Origin of the sequence: Bradyrhizobium manausense (assembly GCF_018131105.1) — a bacterium.
Taxonomy (GTDB): Bacteria; Pseudomonadota; Alphaproteobacteria; order Rhizobiales; family Xanthobacteraceae; genus Bradyrhizobium; species Bradyrhizobium manausense_B.
This window is the reverse complement of record NZ_JAFCJI010000001.1, coordinates 2,753,706-2,775,439: the sequence shown is the minus strand read 5'-3', so window position 1 is coordinate 2,775,439 and position 21,734 is coordinate 2,753,706. Positions and strand designations below refer to the sequence as shown.

The following is a 21,734-nucleotide window of genomic DNA, read 5'->3' as shown; positions in this document are numbered from 1 at the left end:
TCTCTGTGTGCAGTCGCAACGCCTGTCGTCGAATGCACTGGCCGTCTTCTAAAATTTTCTTGGCCCGCTCCCGGATCAATCCGGGAGGCAGCAAAAAGCTGGCGGGCTTATACTTTGAGGTTCTCTGCTGAGGTCTTGCCCCGGTTTGCGATCTCTTCGTATTCCACCGTCTGTCCTTCGTTCAGGGATGACAGACCGGCTTTCTGCACTGCCGAGATATGCACGAACACATCCTTGCCGCCCGACGCAGGCTGGATAAATCCATAACCCTTGGTCGGGTTGAACCACTTGACCGTACCTTTAGCCATCACGACTTCTCCGCGGGTCTTCCTCCGAGATCACGAACCGCCAGTCCCCGCCAACCGGCCGGTTCGGTCCTAACAGGATACGCGGAATGCGGCGGGCTTGGTAGATCAAACCACATCCGCATTTCGCCGAAATTCGCTCAACTTCGCAGCGCTTTTGCCGGTTTTGCCTGTTTCGCGGTCAATTGGCCCTGACACCGTCAATAAGTCGCGGCCAGATAGTCCACGATCTTGGAGACGTCGGCATCATCGATCGGCGCACCATAGACCTTGATCATCTTGGTCACCTCGGCCTGCCAGAACGCTTTCTTGTCCTTCATCGGCGGCTGCGTGGCGATGTAGTCGGACGAGTGGCAGGCGGCGCAATTGCCCTGCACGACCTCGAGATTGGGCCCGGGCTTGAAGGCTGCTGTCTCATCCGGCGTCTTGTAGTTGACCGGCGCGGCAAGGGCCGACCCCATCAGCGCGGCGACGGCAAGCGGGATGGCGAGGAGAACGGTGCGCTGCATGATCATTCTCCCTCAGGCCACGCTGACGCGGACGGTTTCGACGACGTTGCGCAGATAGCCCGCCGGGTTCCAGCGCGGCGTGTCCGGCTGCGTCTCGCCGGAATTGCTGGTGGCGCGGACCTTGAGTTCGATCTGCCCGGACGCAAGCTTCACCGGCAGCTTCCATTCGCGGAACGAATAGTTGCCGAGATCCTTGCCGAGCTTGGCGGAAGTCCAGGTCTTGCCGCCATCGGTCGAGACCGAGACGTCCTTGATGCCCTTGCCGCTGTCGAAGGCGAAGCCGCGCAGCGTCGTGCGGCCCGCCTTCAGCTTGGCACCATCAGTCACGCTGGTGATGAACGAGCGGATGGTGAAGCGGTTGATCGGGATCGTCGCCTTCGGCGCGGTGCCGGGCGCGATCGAATTGTCCGGCGTGTCTGGAATACGATAGGCCGACTTCATCCAGAAGCCGTCATAGACGGTATCGACGACGGTGATCTCGTTGAGATGCTTGACCCAGTAGGTGCCGTAATAGCCTGGAACGATCAGGCGCAGCGGGAAGCCGTTGAGGAACGGCAAATCCTCGCCGTTCATGCCGTAGGCCAGCATCACCTCGCCATCGGTGGCATGGGCGAGGTCGAGCGCCTTGGCGAAGTCGGGCGTCTTGTCGCTGACCGGGCCGTCCATGCCGCCGAACACGACCTGCTTGGCGCCGGCCTGCACCCCCGCCATCTCCAGCACCGCCTTCAGCGGCACGCCGCGCCAGCGCGCATTGCCCATCGCGCCATTGGCGAGCTGACCGCCGGCGACGCGTGGTTCGAAGAAACCGCGGCTGTTGCCGGAGCACTGGTTGACGGCGACGATCTCGGTCGCCTTCATCTTGCGGATGTCCTTCAGCGACAGCTTCAGCGGCTTGTCGACCTTGCCCTTGATCTCGAGCGTGAACTTGTCGGGATCGAGATTGTAGGGGAGGTCGGCGAGGTGATAGCGCACGAAGAATGCATTGTTCGGCGTGATCGGACCGTCGTTGAACACCGCAAACGGCGTCTCGAGCTGCGGCGGCCGGCTGGTGAGCCCGATCAACGGCCGCTTCTGCGGATACTTCACCAGCGGCCGTTCGCCATTGCCGATGGGCAGGGTGACGGTGTCGAGTGCCAGGGCTTTGGTGGAATTCAGGGTGGCCGCCATAGCGGCAAGGCCCGCTCCTTTGAGCAGGTCGCGTCGGTCGAACATGGTGTCTCCTCCCGGAGCTTTTCGTTGGCTCGCGGTCATCACCGCGAGACCTGCGCACATCTGTCTCAACCATTTGGCTGAAGTCAATTCGTGCTTTCGCAGCAAACCCATGCCGTTGCGCTGCAACAGGCCGGTGTTACGTGGAATGATTCCCTCACCTCTCCCGCAAGCGGAGAGGGAGCGCGCCTTGCGCGTGGCTCCCTGCTTACGCCGCGACGCGCTCTTTGCCGGCGATGAGGGCGGACAATGTCCTGGTGTCGGTGATGACGCGCACGACCATCGGCTCGTCGCGGCCGCGGATCGCGACCTCCTGCTTCGGCAGCGCATCCTCGTGAAGGCCGGCCGTGCGGCGGACCTCCTCAGAGACGATGGCCTCGCAGGCCAGCGTCTTGGTCATGTCCTGGAGGCGGGCGGCGACGTTCACGGCATCGCCGAGCGCAGTGAAGACGATATGGTCGCGGTAGCCGATGTCGCCGATGATGACCTCACCGCCGTGGACGCCGATGCCGAAGCGGATCGGCTGGCGCAGGTCGTGGCTCAGGAGTTCGTTGAGCTCGTCCACATGGGTCGCGATGCCGGCCACCGCCTTCAGCGCCTGCCGGCAGGCTTCCTTCGGATCGCTGGCGAGACCGAACAGCGCCAGCATGCCGTCGCCGACGAACTGGTTCGGCTGGCCGCCATTCTCGATCACGGCCTGCGACACCGCACCGAGGAAACGGTTGACGATGAAGACGGTGTCGAACGGCAGCCGCTTCTCGGCAAGCTGGGTCGATCCGCGCATGTCCACGAACAGGCTGACGAGATAGCGCTCCTGGCCGATTCTCGCCGGCGAGGACGCATGCGCATTGGCGGACAGCATGTGCGGCATGAACAGCTGGAATAAGGAGAGATCGGCGTTCGGCCGCAACTGGCAGGCCAGCCGGATCGAGGGATCGGCGGTGCCGACGCGGGCCAGCACGAACGCCTCGCGCTGCGACGGCGCGGGCAAGGCGTCGTGATCGCCGATGATGCGGATGCGGCAGGTCGAGCAGCGGGCGCGGCCGCCGCAGACGCTGGCATGCGGCACGTTGTGGCGCAGGCTCGCTTCCAGCACCGACAGCCCCTTGGGCACCCGCACCGTCTTGCCGTTGCCGTAGGACAGCGCGATCATGCCGCCACGCCGCTCGCGCCAGCCGCGCACGCCGCGTCCGAGCAGAACCAGGCCGAGCAGGGCGATGTAGCTGATGGTGAGGGCGCCGGTGATGCGATCGAGCGTATCGGCTTCCGCGACGGTGCCGACCTGAGTTTGCGTGAAATTATGCGTGCGCCACTCGCCGTCATCGCTTTCGGCGGCGACGCTGCGGCCACCCTGGTAGATGCCGAGCAGCGCCAGCGTCGGGATCAGCACGGCGGCTGCCAGCAAATACGGCGCCGCGCGGGTGAAGAACGGTTTCAGCCGGAGCCAGAAAAAGATGCCTATACAGCCGTGCACCCAGGCGATGATGAGCAGGATCGTCATCGTCCAGAGCCGGCCGGGCGCCACGACGAAGAACAGATAGAGCTCCTGCGGATAGAGCTTCTCGTGCCCATACAGCGTCTGGCCGAGCCGCACGCCGATCACATGCGCCATCACCAGCGCGGGGATGCTCAGTCCCAGCACGAGTTGCAGCGGCTCGATCGTCCGCCAGCGGAACTGGCGGCGCTGATACAGCGCGTAGACGCCGAGCCCCATATGGGTCAGGGCCGCGCCATAAAACACGATCGCGACGGGCAGGAACTGCCAGAACACCGTGTGGTAATAGACCCCGATCTGCATGGCATCGACCGAGATATTGCCGAGCGCATGGTTGAGGAAATGGCTGACCACGTAAGAGAACAGGATGACGCCGCAGACCAGCCGGACCTGCCGCGCGCTGGTCGAGCGGATCAGTTCGGGCAGTCGTGAAAGGGCGGTCGCGGCCATGATTCGGTTGTATCAGTTCACTGATGAGAACAGCCAGCGGAGAGTTAAATTCCGCGGATAGACGCCTTGCGGGATCACATAACCGGCAAGGTTACGTAATGGTAAGCCTCGTGGGGGACGACGGTGGCCCACATTGACTCCCCCTCCCAAGTCAGGGAAAAGCCCGCCGTGACGATCGCTCCCGCCATCACCGCAAAGCCCGACGGCGCCTCGCGCCGGCTGCTCGTCATGGCTGTGCTGGTGATCGCCGCGATGACGGCGATGCGTATCGTCTACGCCTCCGCAATCGAGCTTCGTACCGACGAGGCCTATTACTGGACCTGGTCAAAAGAGACGACGCTCAGTTTCCTCGATCATCCGCCCGGCATCGCCTGGCTCATCCGATTTGGTACCGCGATCTTCGGCGACACCGTGCTCGGCGTCCGCTTCGGCGGCATCGTCGCGATGCTGGTGACGCAGCTGTTGCTCGCCGACATCGTCCGCCGCCTCACTCACGATGTGCGCGCGATCGTGGTCGCGGTGCTGATGCCGGAGGCCGCGCTCTATTACGGCCTGTTGATGGCCAAGGTCGCGCCCGACGTCGTGATGATCCCGTTCGCGGTGGCGATGATGTGGTCGCTGGTGCGGCTCGTGCAAAGCGGCGACGGCCGCTGGTGGCTTGCGGCCGGGCTGTTCGCCGGCCTGTCGCTGCTGTCGAAATTCACCGCGATCATGTTTGCGCCTGCGGTCGCCGCGTTCCTGCTGGTGCCGGATTGGCGCTGGCGCTGGCTGCGCAGCCCCTATCCTTATCTCGCGGTATTGGTCGCCATCGCAACGTTCTCGCCGGTGCTGATCTGGAATGCGCAGCACGATTGGGCCTCGTTCCGATTCCAGGGCGTCCGCGCCACCGCCAATTACGGCATCTCGCTGCGGACCATCGGCGACTATATCGGCCTGCAATTCGGCCTCGTCGGCTTCGTCATGCTGCCGGTGGTGCTGTCGGGCCTCGTCATGACGGCGTGGCGCGGCTATCGCTCGCGCGAGCCGGTTGCGATCCTGCTGTCGACGGCGGTGCTGGTGCCGTTCCTCTACTTCTTCCTCAAGTCGCTGACGCTCAGGGTCGGCGACACCTGGCCGATGTTCATGTGGCCGGTTGGCTTCGCCGCCGCCGCCGTGAACCTGGTGATGCTGCCGAAAGAAGGCTGGTCGGCGCGGACGATCCGCTCGAGCATCTTCTGGGTGAACACGGCGCTGGTGTCGGGGATCGCCTTCGTCGTGATCGTGTTCCTCTATTATGTCGCAGCACCCTGGAATTTCCTCGGCAAGATGGATCCGATCGGCGCCGAGGCCGGTTACGACCAGGTCGCCGCGCGCGCACAGGCCGCGCTGGACGAGACCGGCGCGACCTGGATCGCGACCACGGATTACCGCACCTACGCCATGATGCGCTGGCTGTTCCGCGGTAAGGTGCCCGTGGTCGAAATCAACGAGCGCGGCCGCTTCCAGGATTTCCGCGATCCAGGCATGGACCGGATCGAGGGGCACGCCGGCATCTATATCGGTCGCCAGCCCGACGATCATTCGCCGCTATGGGAGCAGATCCCCGCCACGCGCGAGCCGCTCGGCCAGGTCGAGCGTCGCTGGCGCGGCGTCCTGATCGATACCTACACGCTCGACAAGCTGACCGGATGGACCCCCGAGCTCTCCCCGCCAAAGGACTCGCCGCTGTTCCAGTGGCGCGTGCTGGCCGGCAAGTTCGAGAAGCGCTCGCTCACCTAGCGCGGCTCCTCTTCCTTCTCCCCTTGCGGGAGAAGGTGGCGCGAAGCGCCGGATGAGGGGTATCTATCCGCACAGCAGAATCTGCGTGCGCGGAGAGATACCCCTCACCCGTCTCGCCGCTTTGCGGCGAGCCACCCTCTCCCACAAGGGGAGAGGGTGCAGCAAGCGTGTCGCACGTAGGATTACTCCTCTTCTTCTTTCTTCCGCAGCAGATCCGTTGCGAGATCCGACAGTTTTGGCGGCGGCAGGGCTGCGAACGGCAGCGGCCTGGTGACGTCGATCGCGGCCAGTCCAAGCCGCGCCGTCAGCAGTCCGTTGAGCATGCCTTCACCCAGCCGCTGCGACAGCTTTGCTGCAATCCCGTGCCCGAGCATCTGCTGCACCAGGCTGTCGCTCGCGGCCATGCCGCCGGTGATGGCGAGATGGGCGATGACGTGGCGGAGCAGGCGGATCATGCCGAGCGCGCCGGGGCGGCCGCCATAGAGGCGGGCGAGCTGGCGGATCAGGCGCAGCGAAGCCACGAACACGAACAGCACGTCGAACAGCGCGCGCGGCGACACTGCCGTGACGATCGAGACCCGCTGCGCGGCCGACGACACTAGCCGCCGCGCCTCCGCATCCAGCGGCGACATCAATTCGCGCTCGGCGAGCCGGATCATGTCGGCGCCGTCGATGATCTCGCCGGTGTGGCTTTCGAGCGCGGCACGGGCGCGCGCGAGCTGCGGGTTCTGGTGCGCGATCGCGATCAGGTCCTGCACGATGGCGCGGCTCTCCTTGCGATCATCGCTGGCGAGTACCTCGGCGGCCCGCCGATGCAGCTTCTCGATCGTCGCGAGGCGTGCGAGGCCAAACGCCTCGCGCCCGATCACGACTGCGAGCGCCAGCGTGGTGACCAGGGCGAGTGCGAGCCCGACGAAGCCGAGGCTCTCGCTGCGCGCAAACAGATCCTCGATCAGATGCACGACGCCGAGCCCGGTGCCGAGCAGCGTCAGGCCGGCAACGCCGGACCAGAACAGCGCGCCCCAGGGAAAGCCGCGCCGTGCGGGGAGCGCTGTTTCAATCGGCGCCGGCAGCGCCTGAGGATCGTGTTCCGGCGTGATCTGAATGGTGGCGCGGCTGAGCCGGCTGGTTTCGTCGGCTTCGGTCACGACGACATCGGGATTGTCGAGCCGGAACGTTGCCGGCCGCCGCTGTTGGGATCGGTCGTTCATGCGAGCTTGTCTCCGATCAGGAACTGCAAGGCACGGTCGAGGCGGATATGCGGCAACGCGGGCTCGTTCGTTCCCTCGCGTTCGAGCTTGGGCGGGCGGAAGCGCAGGAAGCGGAAATCGCTCCGCTCGGCGGCCTGGGTGGAGAGCCCGCGGAACGCCTCCGTGCCGTTAAAGAGCGGCTCGGGATCATCTGGCAGATCGCCCGGAAAGGTTGCGACCTCGGTGGTGCCGTCAAAGAACTCGCCGTTCGCGCTTTCGCCGGCAGCCGGGGTGCCCAGGATCGAGGGCAATTTGTCGCGGCCATGCGCAACCTGAGCCTCGCGCGTGGCGCGGACGGCAGCGAGCGCGACGACATCGATCTGCGCGCCGGTGTCGTCGGCGCGCGCGACAGCGCGGGTGACCGCGCGGCGCAGCACGGCCTCGAGCCGGTCGTGGCTGGAATGATGAAGATGGTCCGCTTTGGTCGCCGCGAACAGGATGCGGTCGATGCGTGGCCGGAACAGGCTGGAGAGAAACGTGCTGCGGCCGATGCGAAAGCAATCCAGAATTCCTGATAGCGCCGCTTCGAGATCGTGCAGCGCCTCGGGTCCCGAATTGAATGCGGCGAGCGCATCGGCGAGCACGATCTGGCGATCGAGCCGGGCGAAATGATCGCGGAAGAACGGCCGTACCACGACATCCTTGTACGCCTCATAACGGCGCACCATCATCGCCCACAACGATCCCTCCGGCGCCTGTCCGCCTGGGGGCACGTCGAGCGGTGCGAAGGTGAGCGCCGGCGTGTCGGCGAGACTGCCGGGCATCAGGAAGCGGCCGGGCGGCAACAGGCTCATGGCAAACCGCTCGTCGCGGCAGGCGCGCAAATAGCTGGTGAAGAGCTTTGCGGCGGTGAGTGTCGCCTGCTCGTCCTCGCGGGCTTCGGGCTTGAGTGTCGCCAGATGCGCGTGCCAGTCCGCAGCAAGATGCGCGCGCGGCGCCTCGCGTGACAACGCCAGGCTTTCGGCGGACCATTGCTCGTAGCTTTTCTGAAGCAGCGGCAAATCAAGCAGCCATTCGCCGGGATAGTCGACGATGTCGAGCGTCAGTGTGCGGTCGGCGCCGTTCAGGCGCTGGTAATCGATGACGAGGCGCAGCTCGCTGATGTCGACGGTCGAGCTCGGCCAGCGCCGCTCCTCGATCAGCGCGCGCAGATGGCTCTCATAGGAAAAGCGCGGCACGGCGTCATCAGGCTGCGGCGCCAGATGCGCCCGCGCGATCCGGCCCGAGGCATAGGCCTCGAACACCGGAAACCGGCCGCCGCGCGTCAGTCCGTGGATCAGCGCGGTGATGAATACGGTCTTACCGGCCCGCGACAGGCCGGTGACACCAAGCCGCACCGTCGGGTTGAAGAAGTGCTCGCCATAGTCGATCAGCGCCCGGGCCGACAGGCGCGCCTCCTCGACCATATCCTGGAAACTGAATGCCATATGAACGTGATTTAATCCGGGGCGGGCGGAACAGTGAAGCCGTTCACAAAAGTGGCAATTGCGTGAGGAAAATCAAGCTTCATACTTCCACCGCCTTTGTCGGCAAATCAGCGGATTGAACGACGCGCCGGTCCCGACAGACCCATGCACGAGGGCATTGCCACGTTGAGCGGATTGCCATGACCGTCTTCAGATTGAAGCAACTTGCATCCAATTCCGTCCACGCCGCCGCCGACGCGATCGGCTGGAATTACGATCGCGCCGAACTGATCGCCGACGGCATCGTCCATGGCATCGGTGTGCTTGCCGGCATCATCGCCGCGACCGTGCTGGTGGTGCTGACGGCGGTCTATGCCGATGCGACCAACGTTCTCGGTGTCTCGGTCTATGTCGCCGGACTGATGTCGATGCTGGTGTTGTCGGCGACCTATAATCTCTGGCCGGTCTCGCCCGCCAAATGGCTGCTGCGCCGCTTCGATCATTCCGCGATCTATCTCTTGATCGCGGCGACCTACACGCCGTTCATTCTGGAGGTGAAGGACAGTGTCTTCGCGCTGGTGCTGCTCGCCGGCGTCTGGTGCGTGGCTATCCTTGGCATCGTGCTGAAGCTTCTCTGTCCCGGGCGGTTCGACCGTGTCGCGGTCGGAATCTATCTCGCGATGGGCTGGAGCGGCGTGATGCTCTACGGACCCGTGGTCAGGGCGTTGCCCGCGCTGGCGCTGGGGTTCATCCTTGCCGGCGGACTGCTCTACAGTTTTGGCGTGATCTTCCACGCCTGGCGTCGGCTGCGCTTCCAGAATGCGATCTGGCACGGCTTTGTCTTGGCTGGCGCGGCATGCCATTATACCGCGGTGCTCGACCTCGTGTTGAGCTGAGCAGCTTCCGCGCAGCGAGACAAGCGGCGCGGTATAAGACAAGAGGAGACGTCGCATGCAGGTGACCGGCAAGGTCGTGGTCGTCACGGGCGGCGCAAACGGAATCGGCAAGGCGCTGTGCGAGGCCTTTCACAAGGCTGGCGCGGCCAAGGTCGTGGTCGCAGACATGGACGCGGCCAATGCAAGGGCGGTCGCCGCGACGGTCGATGGTGCCGCCTTCAAATGCGACGTCGCACAGGAAAAGGATATTTCTCACGTCATCGAGGAGACCGAGCGACAGTTCGGCCCGATCGCATTGTTCTGCTCCAATGCCGGCATCGGCGGCGGCTTCGATCCGATGTCGGTCAATGCGGGCGGCGCCTCCGATGAGCCATGGCAGCGCAGCTGGGCGATCCATGTCATGGCGCATGTCTATGCGGCGCGGCATCTCATCCCCCGCATGAAGAGGCGCGGCGGCGGCTATTTCCTCAACACGATCTCGGCCGCAGGCCTGTTGTCGCAGGTCGGCAGCCCCGCCTATTCCACCACCAAGCACGCCGCGGTCGGCTTTGCCGAGAACCTCGCGATCTCGCACAAGGCCGACAACATCAAGGTCTCGATCCTCTGCCCGCAGGGCGTCGACACCAACATGCTGCGCTCGATCCCGAAGGGCCCGCAATCCGGCGACGGCGACCTCACGCCGGAGCAGGTCGCGAAGGACGTGCTCGCCGGCCTCGAGCAGGAGACCTTTTTGATCCTGCCGCACCCCCAGGTGCTCGGCTACATGCGCAAGAAGACCGAGAATTACGACCGCTGGATCGGCGGCATGGCCAAGATCCAGGCGAAGATGCGGGAGGAGTTCGGGAAGTAGGGGAGGGTCTGTAGGCTTGAGGCACGCTTGCGCCAAACACTCGCTGTCGTCCCGGCGAAGGCCGGAACCCATAACCACAGGCTAAAGTTTGGCGAAGACCGGTAGTTATTCGGTACTGATACCGTCACATCGTCGACAGATCACGCGGTATGGGTCCCGGCCTTCGCCGGGACGACGACGTCAATGCTTCTGCCCGTACAGCACCGGCACCGCCGAATCCACGATCACCTCGACGAGGCTCGTACCCTCAAACGCCATGCCGCGCTTGAGCGCCTCGCCGAGCTCCGCGGCCTTGCTCACGCGGACCGCGTGGCAGCCCATCCCTTCGGCGAGCTTCACGAAGTCGATCCCCGGCAGCTCGAGCCCCGGCACGTTGCGCACCTGCATCACCTGGCTGAATGAACGCATCGCGCCGTAGCCGGAATTGTTGATGACGACGATGGTCAGCGGCAGCTTGCGTTGTGCGGCGGTCCACAGCGCCTGGATCGAATACATCGCCGAGCCGTCACCGATCAGGCAGACCGTACGTTGCGTCGGCTTGCCGAGCGCCATGCCGACCGCGGCGGGCAGCGAATAGCCGAGGCCGCCGCTCGCCATGGTGTAGAAACTATCCTGCCCGCGCATCGGCATGAATTTCTGCATCGCCGGACGGTGCGAGGGCACTTCCTCGACCAGCGAGGCGCCTTCAGGCATGGCCTGCGACAGCGAGTGCAGCAGGAATTCGACCGGCAGCGGATCGGCGGCTTGCGGCGCCGGCGGCAGCGTGCGGCCTTTCGGCGTGGCGCGCTTGCTCTCCGGCAGCATGTCGAGCAGTTGGCTCAGCGCCGGCTTCATCGTCGCAATGATGCTGGTGCCGACGGGGGGCACCGCCGCGGCGTCAGGATCGTCGGTGATCTGGAAGATCGTCGCGCCGCCGTCGAAGATTGCGGCATGGCCCTCGACGTGGAAGGTGAACACCGGTGCGCCGACGACGACGACGAGGTCGTGCTCGCGCAGCGCGTCGGACAGTTGCGCGGGCGAGGCATGCAGGAAGCCCGCGAATTGCGGGTGACGCTCGGGGAACGAGCAGCGCGCCGAAAACGGGCTGACCCAGACGCTGGCCTTCGCCTTCTCGGCGACGCGCACCATCAGGTCGACCGCGCCGGCACGATCGACGCCGGGGCCGACGACGAGGGCAGGGTGCTTTGCGGAACCGAGTGCGGCGACCAGTGCTTTCATTGCGTCGGGTTCTGGACCGATCTCGCGGCTGACCTTGCGCGCTTCGACGGGTGCGCAGGCATGGGCCCAGTCGTCGATCGGGATCGAGACGAAGGTCGGCCCGCATGGCGGCTGCATCGCGGTGTAATAGGCGCGCGCGATGGCGGCCGGCACGTCCTCGGGCCGCGCCGGCTCGACGCTGTACTTCACGTAAGGCCGTGGAAATTCGGAGGCACGTTCGGCATAAAGGAACGCCTGCAGCGGCAGGATCGAGCGCGCCTGCTGGCCGGCGGTGATCACCAGCGGCGTCTGGTTGCGGTGCGCGGTGTAGATGTTGCCGAGCGCATTGCCGACGCCGGCCGCCGAGTGCAGGTTGACGAAGCCGGCATTGCGCGTCGCCTGCGCGTAGCCATCGGCCATGCCGACGGCGGAGGCTTCCTGCAGCGCCAGCACATAGTCGATGTCGTCAGGCCAGTCGCTCAGGAACGGCAGCTCGGTCGAACCAGGATTGCCGAACACCTTCTTGATGCCGAAGGCGCGCAGCAGGTCGAGCGTCGCCTGCTTGACGGTGACGGACTTGCTGCCGGTCTTGCCGTTCTTGGACATTGGTTTCCGTCCCCGTTGTTTATTGTCGCGCTACCAACGCCGCCCGTCATTGCGAGCGAAGCGAAGCAATCCAATCCAGAGTGCGGCCGCGGTGACAGTCTGGATTGCTTCGTCGTTTCGCTCCTCGCAATGACGAGGAGAAAGCCTCACCACACCGCCGTGCCCTTCATCGTCGGCTGCCCTTCCGCATTCGCGGTCCACAGCTCCATACCCGCATCAGTCTGGTTCGCGTTGATGGAAAACTCAGTGCCCTCGAACAGCGGCTGCACGCCGCGATAGGTGAACTTCTTCGGCGCCTTGCCGCCGTGGAGCTTCGCCGCCATCTCGATGATGAACGCCGCCTGCAGCGGGCCGTGGAAGATCAGGCCCGGATAGCCCTCGACCTTGGTGACGTAGTCGCGGTCGTAGTGGATGCGGTGGCCGTTGAAGGTCAGCGCCGAGTAACGGAACAGCAGCACCGGATCGGATACGTGAGTCTCGCGATGCTGCGCTTTCGGCGGCGGAGGCGGAGCCTTGGCCGTCGCCGGCGCGCTGCTCGTCATCTCGCGATAGACGATGTCCTGCCGCTCGCGGATAGCCGTGCCGCGCGGCGAGGAGATGCTGTGCTCCACCGAGACGAAGCACAGCGTGCCGGTCGAGCCGGTCTTGATCTGCACGTCGGCAATGCGGGAGCTCCGGGTCGATTCATCGCCGACCTGCAGCGGCTGCAGGAACTCGATCTCGCCGCCGGCCCACATCCGGCGCGGCAGCGGCACCGGCGGCAGGAAGCCGCCGCGGGTGGGATGGCCGTCGGGGCCGAGCATCGACATCGGAAACACCGGCTGCGCCAGGCACCAATGCACCGTGAACGGCGCGGCATCGCCCTTTCCGGGTTCGCCGACCTCCTGGAATAGCGTTGCGCGCAGGCCCATGACAAGCTGCGCGGTGACGATGTCGGTGGCTTCCGTGCTGCGGCCGATCCATTGCCGCAAATGATCGATGTCGAGCTTCTCGGTCATGACGCCTCGCTCTGCCACTTCTTGGGATTTTCGCCGATGGCGGGCACGGCGCCATAGAAGCGGGTCTCGCCGACGACGATCGGCGCCGGCGCGGGATAGCTGACGCGGCCGTTCGGCGTGTCCACTTCGATGCGCCGCAGATGCGGATGCTTGGTGAGGTCGGTCATGCTGTTGACCTCGGCGAAGGCAATGTCGGCATCGGAAAGCCGCTTCAGCAGCTCGTCGCGCGTCATCCCGCCGAAGATGTCTGCCACCGTTGTGTCGGTGAAATCGCGGTTGCGCACGCGCTCCACCATGTTGGCGACGCGGGGATCGGCGGGCAGATCAGGCCGGTCCAGCACCGCCGCGCAGAGCGTCTTCCACTCGCGCTCGCTCTGGATCGAGATCAGGATGTCCTTGCCGTCCTTCGAGGTGAACACGCCATAGGGCGCGATCGAGGGGTGGCGCAGCCCCATCCGCTTCGGCGGATTGCCGGCCTCGGCGTTGAGCAGCGGCACGGTGCACCAGTCCGCCATCACGTCGAACATGGAGATGCGGATGTCGGCGCCCTTGCCGGTGCGGCCGCGCGCGATCAGGGCCTCCAGAATCGCCGCGTGCGCGGTGGCGCCGGTCGCGACGTCGACGATCGACATGCCGACGCGCGAGGCGCCATCGGGATTGCCGGTGATCGAGGCAAGCCCGCTCTCGGCCTGGATCAGCAGATCATAGGCCTTGCGATGGGCGTAGGGTCCTTCGTCGCCATAGCCGGTGATCGTGCACGAGATCAGTTTCGGATAGTCCTTGAGCAGCCGCTCGCGCGAGAAGCCGAGCTTGTCCATCGAGCCCGGCTTGAGGTTCTGCACCAGCACGTCGGCGCCAGCGATCAGCTTCTCCAGTTCCGTGCGGCCCTCCTTGGTGGCGAGGTCGACCACCGCGGATTGCTTGCCGCGGTTGAGCCAGACGAAATAGCTGCTCTGGCCCTTGGCCGCGGCGTCATAGCCGCGGGCGAAATCGCCTTCGGGCCGTTCGATCTTGATGACTTCCGCGCCCGCATCCGCCAGCCGCGAGGTGCAGAACGGCGCCGCCACCGCCTGCTCGACCGCAATCACCCTGATCCCGTCAAGTGCTCCCATGATGGCTGCCTCAGTACGAGCGGGGCATGCCGAGCACGTGCTCGGCGACGAAGGAGAGCACCAGGTTGGTCGAGATCGGCGCCACCTGATACAGCCGCGTCTCGCGGAATTTACGCTCGACGTCGTATTCCTCGGCGAAGCCGAAGCCGCCGTGGGTCTGGATGCAGGCGTTCGCCGCTTCCCAGGATGCATCGGCGGCCAGCATCTTGGCCATGTTGGCCTCCGCGCCGCAGTCGAGCCCCGCTTCGTATTTGCGGGTGGCTTCCTTCACCATCAGCTCAGCCGCGCGCATCGAGGCATAGGCCTTGGCGATCGGGAACTGAATGCCCTGGTTCTGGCCGATGGGACGGCCGAACACGGCGCGCTCCTTGGCGTAGTTGGTGGCCTTGGCGATGAACCACTTGGCGTCGCCGACGCATTCGGCGGCGATCAGGATGCGCTCGGCATTCATGCCGGAGAGGATGTAGCGGAAGCCCTTGCCCTCCTCGCCGATCAGGTTCTCCGCCGGCACCTTCATATCGGTAAAGAACACCTCTGTGGTGGCGTGGTTCATCATGGTGCGGATCGGGCGGATCTCGAGGCCATTGTTCTTGGCTTCCCGCATGTCGACGATGAACACCGACAAGCCATCCGTGCGCTTCTTCGCCTGCTCCTTCGGCGTGGTGCGCGCCAGCAGCACCATCAGGTCGGAATGCTCGGCGCGGCTGGTCCAGATCTTCTGGCCGTTGACGATGTAGCTGTCGTTGCCTTCCTTGCGCGCAAAGGTCTTCAGCGAAGACGTGTCGGTGCCGCTGGTCGGCTCGGTGACGCCGAACGCCTGCAGCCGCAATTCGCCGCTCGCGATCTTCGGCAGATATTTTGCCTTCTGCTCGGAATTGCCGTGCCGTAGCACTGTACCCATCGTGTACATCTGGGCGTGGCAGCCGCCGCCGTTGCACCCCGCGCGCTGGATCTCTTCGAGGATCGCGGCCGCCGCGGACAGCTTCAGGCCCGCGCCGCTATATTCCTCGGGGATCAGCACCGAGAGATAGCCGGCCTGCGTCAACGCATCGACGAACGCCTTGGGGTAGGCCATCTCGCGATCGAGCTTGCGCCAGTATTCGCCGGGAAACTGCGCGCAGAGCTTTGCGACGGCTTCGCGGATGTCGGCGTAGTCTTCGGTGTGGTGTTCTTCACTCATGGCGTTTCCCGTATTGAGCGGCAGTTAAGATAACGCCGGCCGATCCTCTGGCGTTGTGAAAACATCGCCAGCCCCCTATGCTCATTTGCTATAGCGTATGAAGTAGCCTTCCAGGATTGGCAAGCATGGATTTCCGGCAGCTCAGGACCTTCAGTTGCGTGGCGGAGCTCGGCAGTCTGAGCAAGGCCTCCGACACGTTGCGCGTGGCGCAACCGGCGCTCTCCAGGCAGATCAAGCTGCTGGAGCACGAGCTGCGCGCGGAACTGTTCACCCGCAATGGCCGCGGCATGGTGCTGACCGAAGCCGGGCACCTGCTGCTGGCGCGCACCTCCGGCATCGTGCGGCAACTTGACCAGATCCGCGACGACATCCAGTCGGCCAAGGGGCCTCCGTCGGGCCAGGTCGTGCTTGGCCTGGTTCCGACCGTGAGCTGCGTGTTGTCGGCGCGTTTCGCGCGGCGCTGCGTCGAAAAATATCCCGGTATCTCGCTGCGCATCGTCGAGAGCTACAGCGGCCACATCGTCGAATGGCTGCATCGCGGCGAGATGGATCTCGCCATTCTCTATGGCCGCTCGGCCGATCTGCATCTCAATGTGCAGAGCCTCGGCCGCGACAACATCGTCGCGGTCGGCCCGCGCGGCTGCGGTCTGGCGCGCAAGAAGACCGTCGATATCGGCTGGCTGCTGCGGCAGCAACTGGTGCTGCCCAGTCATTCCCACGGTCTCCGCGCGCTGATCGAGCACGCGGCCGCGCAGCGCAAGATCAAGCTCAACGTCCAGCTGGAAGCGGATTCGTTCCGCGTGCTGACGAGCCTGGTCGAGGAAGGCCTCGGCTTCGCGCTGCTGCCGCCATCGTCCGTCCACAGCGAGGTTGCCGACGGGCGGCTGGAAACCGCTGTCGTCTCCAAGCCGATGACGCGCGAGCTCATTTTTGCTTCTCCGATCGACCGCCCGGCCTCGACGGCCTCGCTGGCTGTCACCGCGCTCCTGCGCGACGAGGTCGCCGCCTGCCGTCGGGAAGGCGTGTGGGACATCAAATTGAGTTAGATGCGGTCGTGTCGTAGAACAGTCAGGCGCCGTGTTGTCTTCGCATCTGGCGCGACCTGTCATGCCGAAATTTTATAGCTGGGATCCATCATGGCGAGCGTAGCGTAGCAATCCGGAATCCCCCAGTGGAGACAGTCTGGATTGCATCGTCGCAAGGGCTCCTCGCAATGACGGAGGATAGAGCCTACCCCGGAATCCTCACCGGCAGCGTCTCATATCCCTTGATGAAGCTGGAATAGATCCGCTTCGGCTCGCCGACGACCTCGATGCGGTCGAACCGCTTCAGCATCTCCTCCCAGACGATCCGGAGCTGCAACTCGGCAAGCCGCATGCCGACGCAACGGTGGATGCCGAAACCGAAGGAAAGATGCGTGCGCGGCCGGGCACGGTCGATGATGAACTCGTTCGGCCTTTCGATCATCTCCTCGTCGCGGTTGCCCGAGACGTACCACATCACCACGCGGTCGCCCTTCTTGATGTGCTTGCCGCCGATCTCGGTATCCTGAAGTGCCGTGCGCCGCATATGTGCCAGCGGCGTCTGCCAGCGGATCACCTCGGGCACCATGGTGTCGATCAGGTCAGGATTGGCGCGCAGCTTGTCGTACTGCTCGGGGTTCTCGTTCAGCGCCAGCACCGAGCCGGTCATGGTGTTGCGCGTGGTGTCGTTGCCGCCGACGATGAGCAGGATGATGTTGCCCATGAGGTTGTCGGGGTCCATGAAGCGTGTGGCGTCGCTATGCGCCATCAGCGACAGCAGATCGTTGCGCGGCGCGGAGTTGACGCGCTCGTTCCACAGCTTCGACATGTAGGCGTAGCACTCGTCCATCTCGCGGCGGCGCTCTTCGGCCGAGGACACGATGCCGCTCTTGGGCAGCGCGGTCGAGACGTCGGACCAGCGCGTCAGCTTGCGCCGCTCCTCCCAGGGGAAGTCGAACAGCGTCGCCAGCATCTGCGTCGTCAACTCGATCGAGACCCGTTCGACGAAGTTGAAGGTCTCGTTGCGGGGAAGATTGTCCAGCACGGTCTGCGAGCGCTGGCGGATCAGCTTGGCGAGTTCGTCCAGATGCGTCGGCGTGAACATCGGCGACACGGTCTTGCGCTGTAAGGAGTGCTTTGGCTGGTCCATCGCGATGAAGCTCGGCCAGTCGTAACCTTCCGGCACGTCGCGGATCGCGATGCCGCCGAGCGTCGAGTCCGAGGAAAAGATGCCGTGATTGGTGTCGACATGCATGATGTCGTTGTATTTGACCACCGACCAGTACGGCTCGATCGGCGCATTGGTGCAATAATGCACCGGCTCTTCCTTGCGCAGCCGCTCGAACCACGGCCACAGCGTGTCGTCCTGGAACAGCCTGGGCGCGCCCGGATGAAAATTCTTCAGCGGCGTCGCATAGGCTTCCTCGCGCGCGCGCCGCATGCGTTCGGCCTTGTCGGCCTTGACCGGGGTCTGAATGTTCATGGGCAGTCGCTCCAGTGTGTTCGTTCACGCCGTCGCGATGGCGAGGCGAGGGGCGTCGTCGCAAGTGCCAATGTTATACACTATAATTCAGAGGTCACGCCGCAATCTTGACCGGCAGCGTTTCCAAACCCTTCACGAAGCTCGAATACACCCGCTTCGGCTCGCCCATCACGTCGATATGGTCGAACCGTTTCAGGATCTCTTCCCAGATAATCTTGAGCTGGAGCTCGGCAAGGCGCAACCCGACGCAGCGGTGAATGCCGAAGCCGAAGGAAAGATGCGTGCGCGGCCGGGCGCGGTCGATGATGAAGTCGTAAGGCTTCTCGATCGCCTCCTCGTCGCGGTTGCCCGAGACGTACCACATCACGACCTTGTCACCTTTCTTGATCTGCTTGCCGCGGAACTCGAAATCTGAAAGCGCGGTGCGACGCATATGCGCCAGCGGCGTCTGCCAGCGGATCACCTCGGGTACAAAGCTGTCGAGCAGTGCGGGGTTTTCGCGCAGCTTGCGATATTGCTCCGGATGCTGGCTCAAGGCGTAGATTGATCCCGACATCGTGTTGCGGGTGGTGTCGTTGCCGCCGACGATCAAAAGGACGAGATTCCCGAGGAAGTTCTTGGCATCCATGTCGCGCGTCGCCGCGCTGTGAACCATCATCGAGAGCAGGTCGCTCTTCGGCGGCTGCTCGGCGCGTTCCTTCCAGAGGCGCGAGAAGTAGGCCGCACATTCCCCTAGCTCGGTCATTCGTTCCTCGTCGGTGGCGACGAGTCCATCAGGACCGGGAATGGTGGTGGCGATATCAGACCAGCGCGTCAGCTTGCGGCGGTCCTCCCAGGGGAAGTCGAACAGCACCGCCAGCATCTGCGTGGTGAGCTCGATCGAGACCTGGTCGACCCAGTCGAACACCTCACCGCGTGGCAGATTGTCCAGGCACTCGGCCGAGCGCTTGCGGATGTTGAGCGCGAGATTGTCCAGATGCGTCGGCGTGAACATCGGCGCCACCGTCTTGCGCTGTGCGGCATGGCGGGGCGGGTCCATCGAGATGAAACTCTCGCGGCGCAGATCCGGATCGATGTCGCGGATGGTGATGCCGCCGAGCGAGGAGGCCGAGGAGAACACCGAATGGTTGGTCTCGATCTCCATGATGTCGTTGTAACGCGTCACCGACCAATACGGTCCGAACATCGAATCCTTGCAATAGTGCACGGGATCTTCGCGGCGCAGCCGGTCGAAATACGGCCAGAACGTATCGGTCTTGAACAGTTCGGGGTCGCCCGGATCGAATTGCTCCAGCGGCAGGGAGGAAGCGCGCTCGCGCAATGCGTCGATCTTCGCGCTCTCGATGGTCCCATGCATGACCGTTCTCCCTGACGTGGACCGCGCGGTTCTTGTGAATTCTGCGCTGCGGTATTTGAGGTGCAATTACAGCCCGTTGTCTGCGTCGGAGCAAGGGAGAGTTTTGCCACATCCAACCTTCGCGAGAGCGTCGGACGGCCGTCACGTTCGCGCGTGAACGTGACCTCGCGCACGTCGCCTGGCGTGAAAACATGCGAGAAACGCTGCGAAATCGGGGTAAATCGAACCCGTCCATCTTGGGGATCGACTAATCTCTGATCTATAGTTTGAGCGGAGCAGATCCGCATCCCGAGGTTGCTGCCGTGAACGACATGCAATGGTCCCCCATCGGCCCGTCCGAGCCGGTCCCGCCGCCGCTGCCGCCCACGCGGGTCGACTTCACCGGCAATCGCACCGAGTTCCGCAAGATGGTCACCAAGGGTGCCATGCTTGAGCTCGTGACCTTCGGCTTCTACCGCTTCTGGCTCGTCACCGACATCCGCCGCCATTTGTGGTCGAACACGTCGATCGATGGTGACGCTGCCGAATACACCGGCCGCGCCAAGGAGCTCCTGATCGGCTTCCTGGTTGCACTCGCGATCCTGGTGCCGATCTATCTCGCCTATTTCCTCGTTGGTATCGAATTCGAGCGCTGGCAGGGCTTTGCATCGACGCCGCTGTTCATCTCGTTCTACGCTTTCGGCCAGTTCGCAATCTTTCGTGCGCGCCGCTACCGGCTGACGCGCACGGTCTGGCGTGGCGTGCGCTTCTGGATGGACGGCTCCGGCTGGGCCTATTCGTTCCGCGCGATGCTGTGGGGCCTCCTGGTGTTCCTGACGCTCGGCCTGGCGCTGCCATGGCGCGAGGCGTCACTGGAGCGCTACAAGATGCGGCATACGCATTTCGGCGATCTGCAAGGCGACTTCGAAGGCAGCGGCTGGGAATTCTTCAAGCGCGGCTGGTGGCTGTGGCTGTTCAGCCCGATCGCGGTCGTGATCTTCCCGCTCGCGCCGTTCTTCTATGCCGAGTTCAAGGCACGCGAATGGCGCTGGTGGCTGAACGGCATCCGCATCGGCGGCGTCAGCGTGGCATCTGATCTGCCGCACAATGCCTTCTACGGCCTTTACTGGAAGATGATCGGCTGGTGGGTGTTGCTCTCGACCCTGTTCGGCTTCTATATCGGCGGCGCCACCATGCTCGTCGTCAAGCTGACTGGCTTGCCGCCCGAGCAAGTGTTCGGGCCGGGCCACGCGGCCAAGAGCATCCCGATGCTGGTGATGATGGTGATCGGCTATCTCGCACTGGCCCTTGCCATCAACATCATCATGCGTGTCTATCTCCAGCGTGATCTCTGGGCCAGGGTGCTGGAAACCGTCGCAGTGCATGATATCGGCGCCGCGGCCGATGTTCGCGCCAGCGGCGAGCTTGCCAGCGCGCTCGGCGAAGGCTTTGCTGATGGTCTCGATGTCGCGGGATTCTAGATCGTGAGTGATGTGACCGCCGAGCCTGGCGCCGAGATGAAGCCCGGACAAAAGGCGATCTTCTTCGACGGGCTATCAAGCCGACGGCGCCAGGTCGTGCTGACGCCGGGAGATACGCTCGAGATCGCCGAACTCAGCGACGGACAGTCGGCCCCGACCGTCACGCGCTGGGCCTATGACGAAATCCGCCGCGCCGACAGTCCGGCCGGCGTCCTGCGCCTGACTTCCACGTCCGCACCACCGCTGGCGCGGCTGGAGATCCGCGATGCCGCTTTCGGCGCCGATCTCGTCGCACGATGTCCTCGCATCGATGATCATCAGACCACCGGCCGCGGCGTTGCAAAGATCGTGGGGTGGTCGCTTGCGGCGGCCGTCTCCATCGTCTGCGTCGTGCTGTTCGGCGTGCCGCTGGCCGCGGACCGCCTTGCGCCGCTGGTGCCGAAACCGATCGAGCGGCGCATCGGCGATGCGTCCGAGGTGCAGGTGAAAACCATCTTCCGCGGCGCGGCTTGCAACGACCCGGCCGGTCAGGCGGCGTTCCGCAAGCTCGTCAATCGCCTGCGCGACGCCGCCGGCCTCGACGACGATTCCATGACGGCTGGTGTGCTGCGCACCTCGGTGCCGAATGCGTTCGCGCTGCCGGGCGGCAAGGTCTTCGTGCTGAGCGGCCTGCTCGACAGGGCCGACAATCCCGACGAACTCGCCGGCATCCTCGCCCACGAGCTTGGCCATCTCAAGCATCACGACAACATGCGCGGCCTGATCTACAACGGTGGCACCTCATTCCTGATCGGCCTGTTGTTCGGTGACGTCACCGGCTCGTCCGCCGTGATCTTCGCCTCGCGCAGCGTGGTCGAGGCCTCCTATTCGCGCGAGGCCGAGACCAGTGCCGATACCTTCGCGATCGAGATCATGCACAAGCTCGGCCGCTCGCCGAAGCCCGCGGCCGAGTTGATGTTCCGCATCACCGGCAAGGAGGGCGGCTCGAGTTTCGCGACGATCCTGGCGAGCCATCCGCTCACCGAGGATCGCCTCGCACGGATGACGAAAGAAGACCGCCCCGCCAGCGGCCCGCCGCTGCTGACCGACAAGGAGTGGCAGGCGCTGAAGGACATCTGCGGCAGCGGGAAGATTTGAAGGCGGTAAGGGGCGTCGACAATACATCACAGCGTCTGGCCGGGCTTGCCCCGG

The 21,734-nt window shown here is 64.5% G+C and carries 18 protein-coding genes; 6 read left to right on the top strand and 12 right to left on the bottom strand.

The features are described 5' to 3' along the window. Positions 1 to 107: 107 nt before the first annotated feature. From JQ631_RS13255 to JQ631_RS13240, 4 genes are all read right to left on the bottom strand, one after another. A complete protein-coding gene (locus JQ631_RS13255; RefSeq protein WP_008134691.1) occupies positions 108 to 308 on the bottom strand; it encodes a cold-shock protein in 201 nt (66 codons plus the stop codon). A 197-nt stretch (positions 309 to 505) separates the two neighbouring features. Beyond that, a complete protein-coding gene (gene sorB, locus JQ631_RS13250; protein WP_212326743.1) occupies positions 506 to 814 on the bottom strand; it encodes a SorB family sulfite dehydrogenase c-type cytochrome subunit in 309 nt (102 codons plus the stop codon). Between the two features lie 12 nt (positions 815 to 826). After that, entirely contained in the window at positions 827 to 2,026 is a 1,200-nt protein-coding gene (sorA, locus tag JQ631_RS13245) for a SorA family sulfite dehydrogenase catalytic subunit (RefSeq protein WP_212326741.1), read from the bottom strand. Positions 2,027 to 2,231: 205 nt separating this feature from the next. Next, positions 2,232 to 3,968, bottom strand: coding sequence for an adenylate/guanylate cyclase domain-containing protein (locus JQ631_RS13240; protein ID WP_212326739.1), 1,737 nt, complete (start codon positions 3,966 to 3,968; stop codon positions 2,232 to 2,234). A gap of 228 nt (positions 3,969 to 4,196) precedes the next feature. Here JQ631_RS13240 and JQ631_RS13235 point away from each other — a divergent pair, with 228 nt between their 5' ends. Continuing rightward, positions 4,197 to 5,726 carry a glycosyltransferase family 39 protein gene (locus tag JQ631_RS13235; protein WP_212328596.1) on the top strand — a complete coding sequence of 510 codons (1,530 nt, stop codon included), beginning with the start codon at positions 4,197 to 4,199 and terminating at the stop codon, positions 5,724 to 5,726. A 182-nt stretch (positions 5,727 to 5,908) separates the two neighbouring features. On the opposite strand, the gene JQ631_RS13230 is transcribed toward JQ631_RS13235, so the two are convergent. Both JQ631_RS13230 and JQ631_RS13225 read right to left on the bottom strand, forming a co-directional pair. Then, positions 5,909 to 6,937 (bottom strand): YcjF family protein, encoded by a 1,029-nt coding sequence (locus JQ631_RS13230; RefSeq protein WP_212326737.1) that lies wholly within the window; start codon positions 6,935 to 6,937, stop codon positions 5,909 to 5,911. Further along, positions 6,934 to 8,403: a YcjX family GTP-binding protein gene (locus JQ631_RS13225; RefSeq protein ID WP_212326735.1), complete on the bottom strand. Its 1,470-nt coding sequence runs from the start codon at positions 8,401 to 8,403 to the stop codon at positions 6,934 to 6,936. The genes JQ631_RS13230 and JQ631_RS13225 overlap by 4 nt, the downstream gene beginning before the upstream one ends. Before the next feature lie 179 nt (positions 8,404 to 8,582). Between JQ631_RS13225 and trhA the strand changes: the two genes are divergently transcribed. Continuing rightward, positions 8,583 to 9,278 carry a PAQR family membrane homeostasis protein TrhA gene (gene trhA / locus JQ631_RS13220; protein ID WP_212326733.1) on the top strand — a complete coding sequence of 232 codons (696 nt, stop codon included), beginning with the start codon at positions 8,583 to 8,585 and terminating at the stop codon, positions 9,276 to 9,278. A 55-nt stretch (positions 9,279 to 9,333) separates the two neighbouring features. After that, positions 9,334 to 10,128: an SDR family oxidoreductase gene (locus tag JQ631_RS13215; RefSeq protein ID WP_212326731.1), complete on the top strand. Its 795-nt coding sequence runs from the start codon at positions 9,334 to 9,336 to the stop codon at positions 10,126 to 10,128. A gap of 180 nt (positions 10,129 to 10,308) precedes the next feature. On the opposite strand, the gene mdlC is transcribed toward JQ631_RS13215, so the two are convergent. The 4 genes from mdlC to JQ631_RS13195 form a co-directional block, all read right to left on the bottom strand. After that, complete coding sequence (gene mdlC, locus JQ631_RS13210; protein ID WP_212326729.1) at positions 10,309 to 11,931, bottom strand: benzoylformate decarboxylase; 1,623 nt, start codon at positions 11,929 to 11,931, stop codon at positions 10,309 to 10,311. Positions 11,932 to 12,077: 146 nt separating this feature from the next. Continuing rightward, a complete protein-coding gene (locus JQ631_RS13205; protein WP_212326727.1) occupies positions 12,078 to 12,929 on the bottom strand; it encodes an HTD2 family dehydratase in 852 nt (283 codons plus the stop codon). Further along, positions 12,926 to 14,041, bottom strand: coding sequence for a CaiB/BaiF CoA transferase family protein (locus tag JQ631_RS13200; RefSeq protein WP_212326725.1), 1,116 nt, complete (start codon positions 14,039 to 14,041; stop codon positions 12,926 to 12,928). The genes JQ631_RS13205 and JQ631_RS13200 overlap by 4 nt, the downstream gene beginning before the upstream one ends. A gap of 10 nt (positions 14,042 to 14,051) precedes the next feature. Then, the gene (locus JQ631_RS13195; RefSeq protein WP_212326723.1) at positions 14,052 to 15,221 is read right to left on the bottom strand and encodes an acyl-CoA dehydrogenase family protein; all 1,170 of its coding nucleotides are present in this window, start codon (positions 15,219 to 15,221) and stop codon (positions 14,052 to 14,054) included. Positions 15,222 to 15,346: 125 nt separating this feature from the next. Here JQ631_RS13195 and JQ631_RS13190 point away from each other — a divergent pair, with 125 nt between their 5' ends. Next, positions 15,347 to 16,267, top strand: a complete 921-nt coding sequence (locus JQ631_RS13190) for a LysR substrate-binding domain-containing protein (protein ID WP_212326721.1) — start codon at positions 15,347 to 15,349, stop codon at positions 16,265 to 16,267. 184 nt (positions 16,268 to 16,451) lie between these two features. Here the strand turns inward: JQ631_RS13190 and JQ631_RS13185 are convergent, their stop codons facing one another. Then, the gene (locus JQ631_RS13185; protein ID WP_212326720.1) at positions 16,452 to 17,726 is read right to left on the bottom strand and encodes a cytochrome P450; all 1,275 of its coding nucleotides are present in this window, start codon (positions 17,724 to 17,726) and stop codon (positions 16,452 to 16,454) included. Positions 17,727 to 17,820: 94 nt separating this feature from the next. Next, positions 17,821 to 19,083 carry a cytochrome P450 gene (locus JQ631_RS13180; protein ID WP_212326719.1) on the bottom strand — a complete coding sequence of 421 codons (1,263 nt, stop codon included), beginning with the start codon at positions 19,081 to 19,083 and terminating at the stop codon, positions 17,821 to 17,823. A gap of 311 nt (positions 19,084 to 19,394) precedes the next feature. Here JQ631_RS13180 and JQ631_RS13175 point away from each other — a divergent pair, with 311 nt between their 5' ends. Beyond that, positions 19,395 to 20,543 (top strand): YjgN family protein, encoded by a 1,149-nt coding sequence (locus tag JQ631_RS13175; protein WP_212328595.1) that lies wholly within the window; start codon positions 19,395 to 19,397, stop codon positions 20,541 to 20,543. Between the two features lie 36 nt (positions 20,544 to 20,579). Further along, positions 20,580 to 21,680, top strand: coding sequence for a M48 family metallopeptidase (locus JQ631_RS13170; protein WP_212328594.1), 1,101 nt, complete (start codon positions 20,580 to 20,582; stop codon positions 21,678 to 21,680). Positions 21,681 to 21,734: the final 54 nt, after the last annotated feature.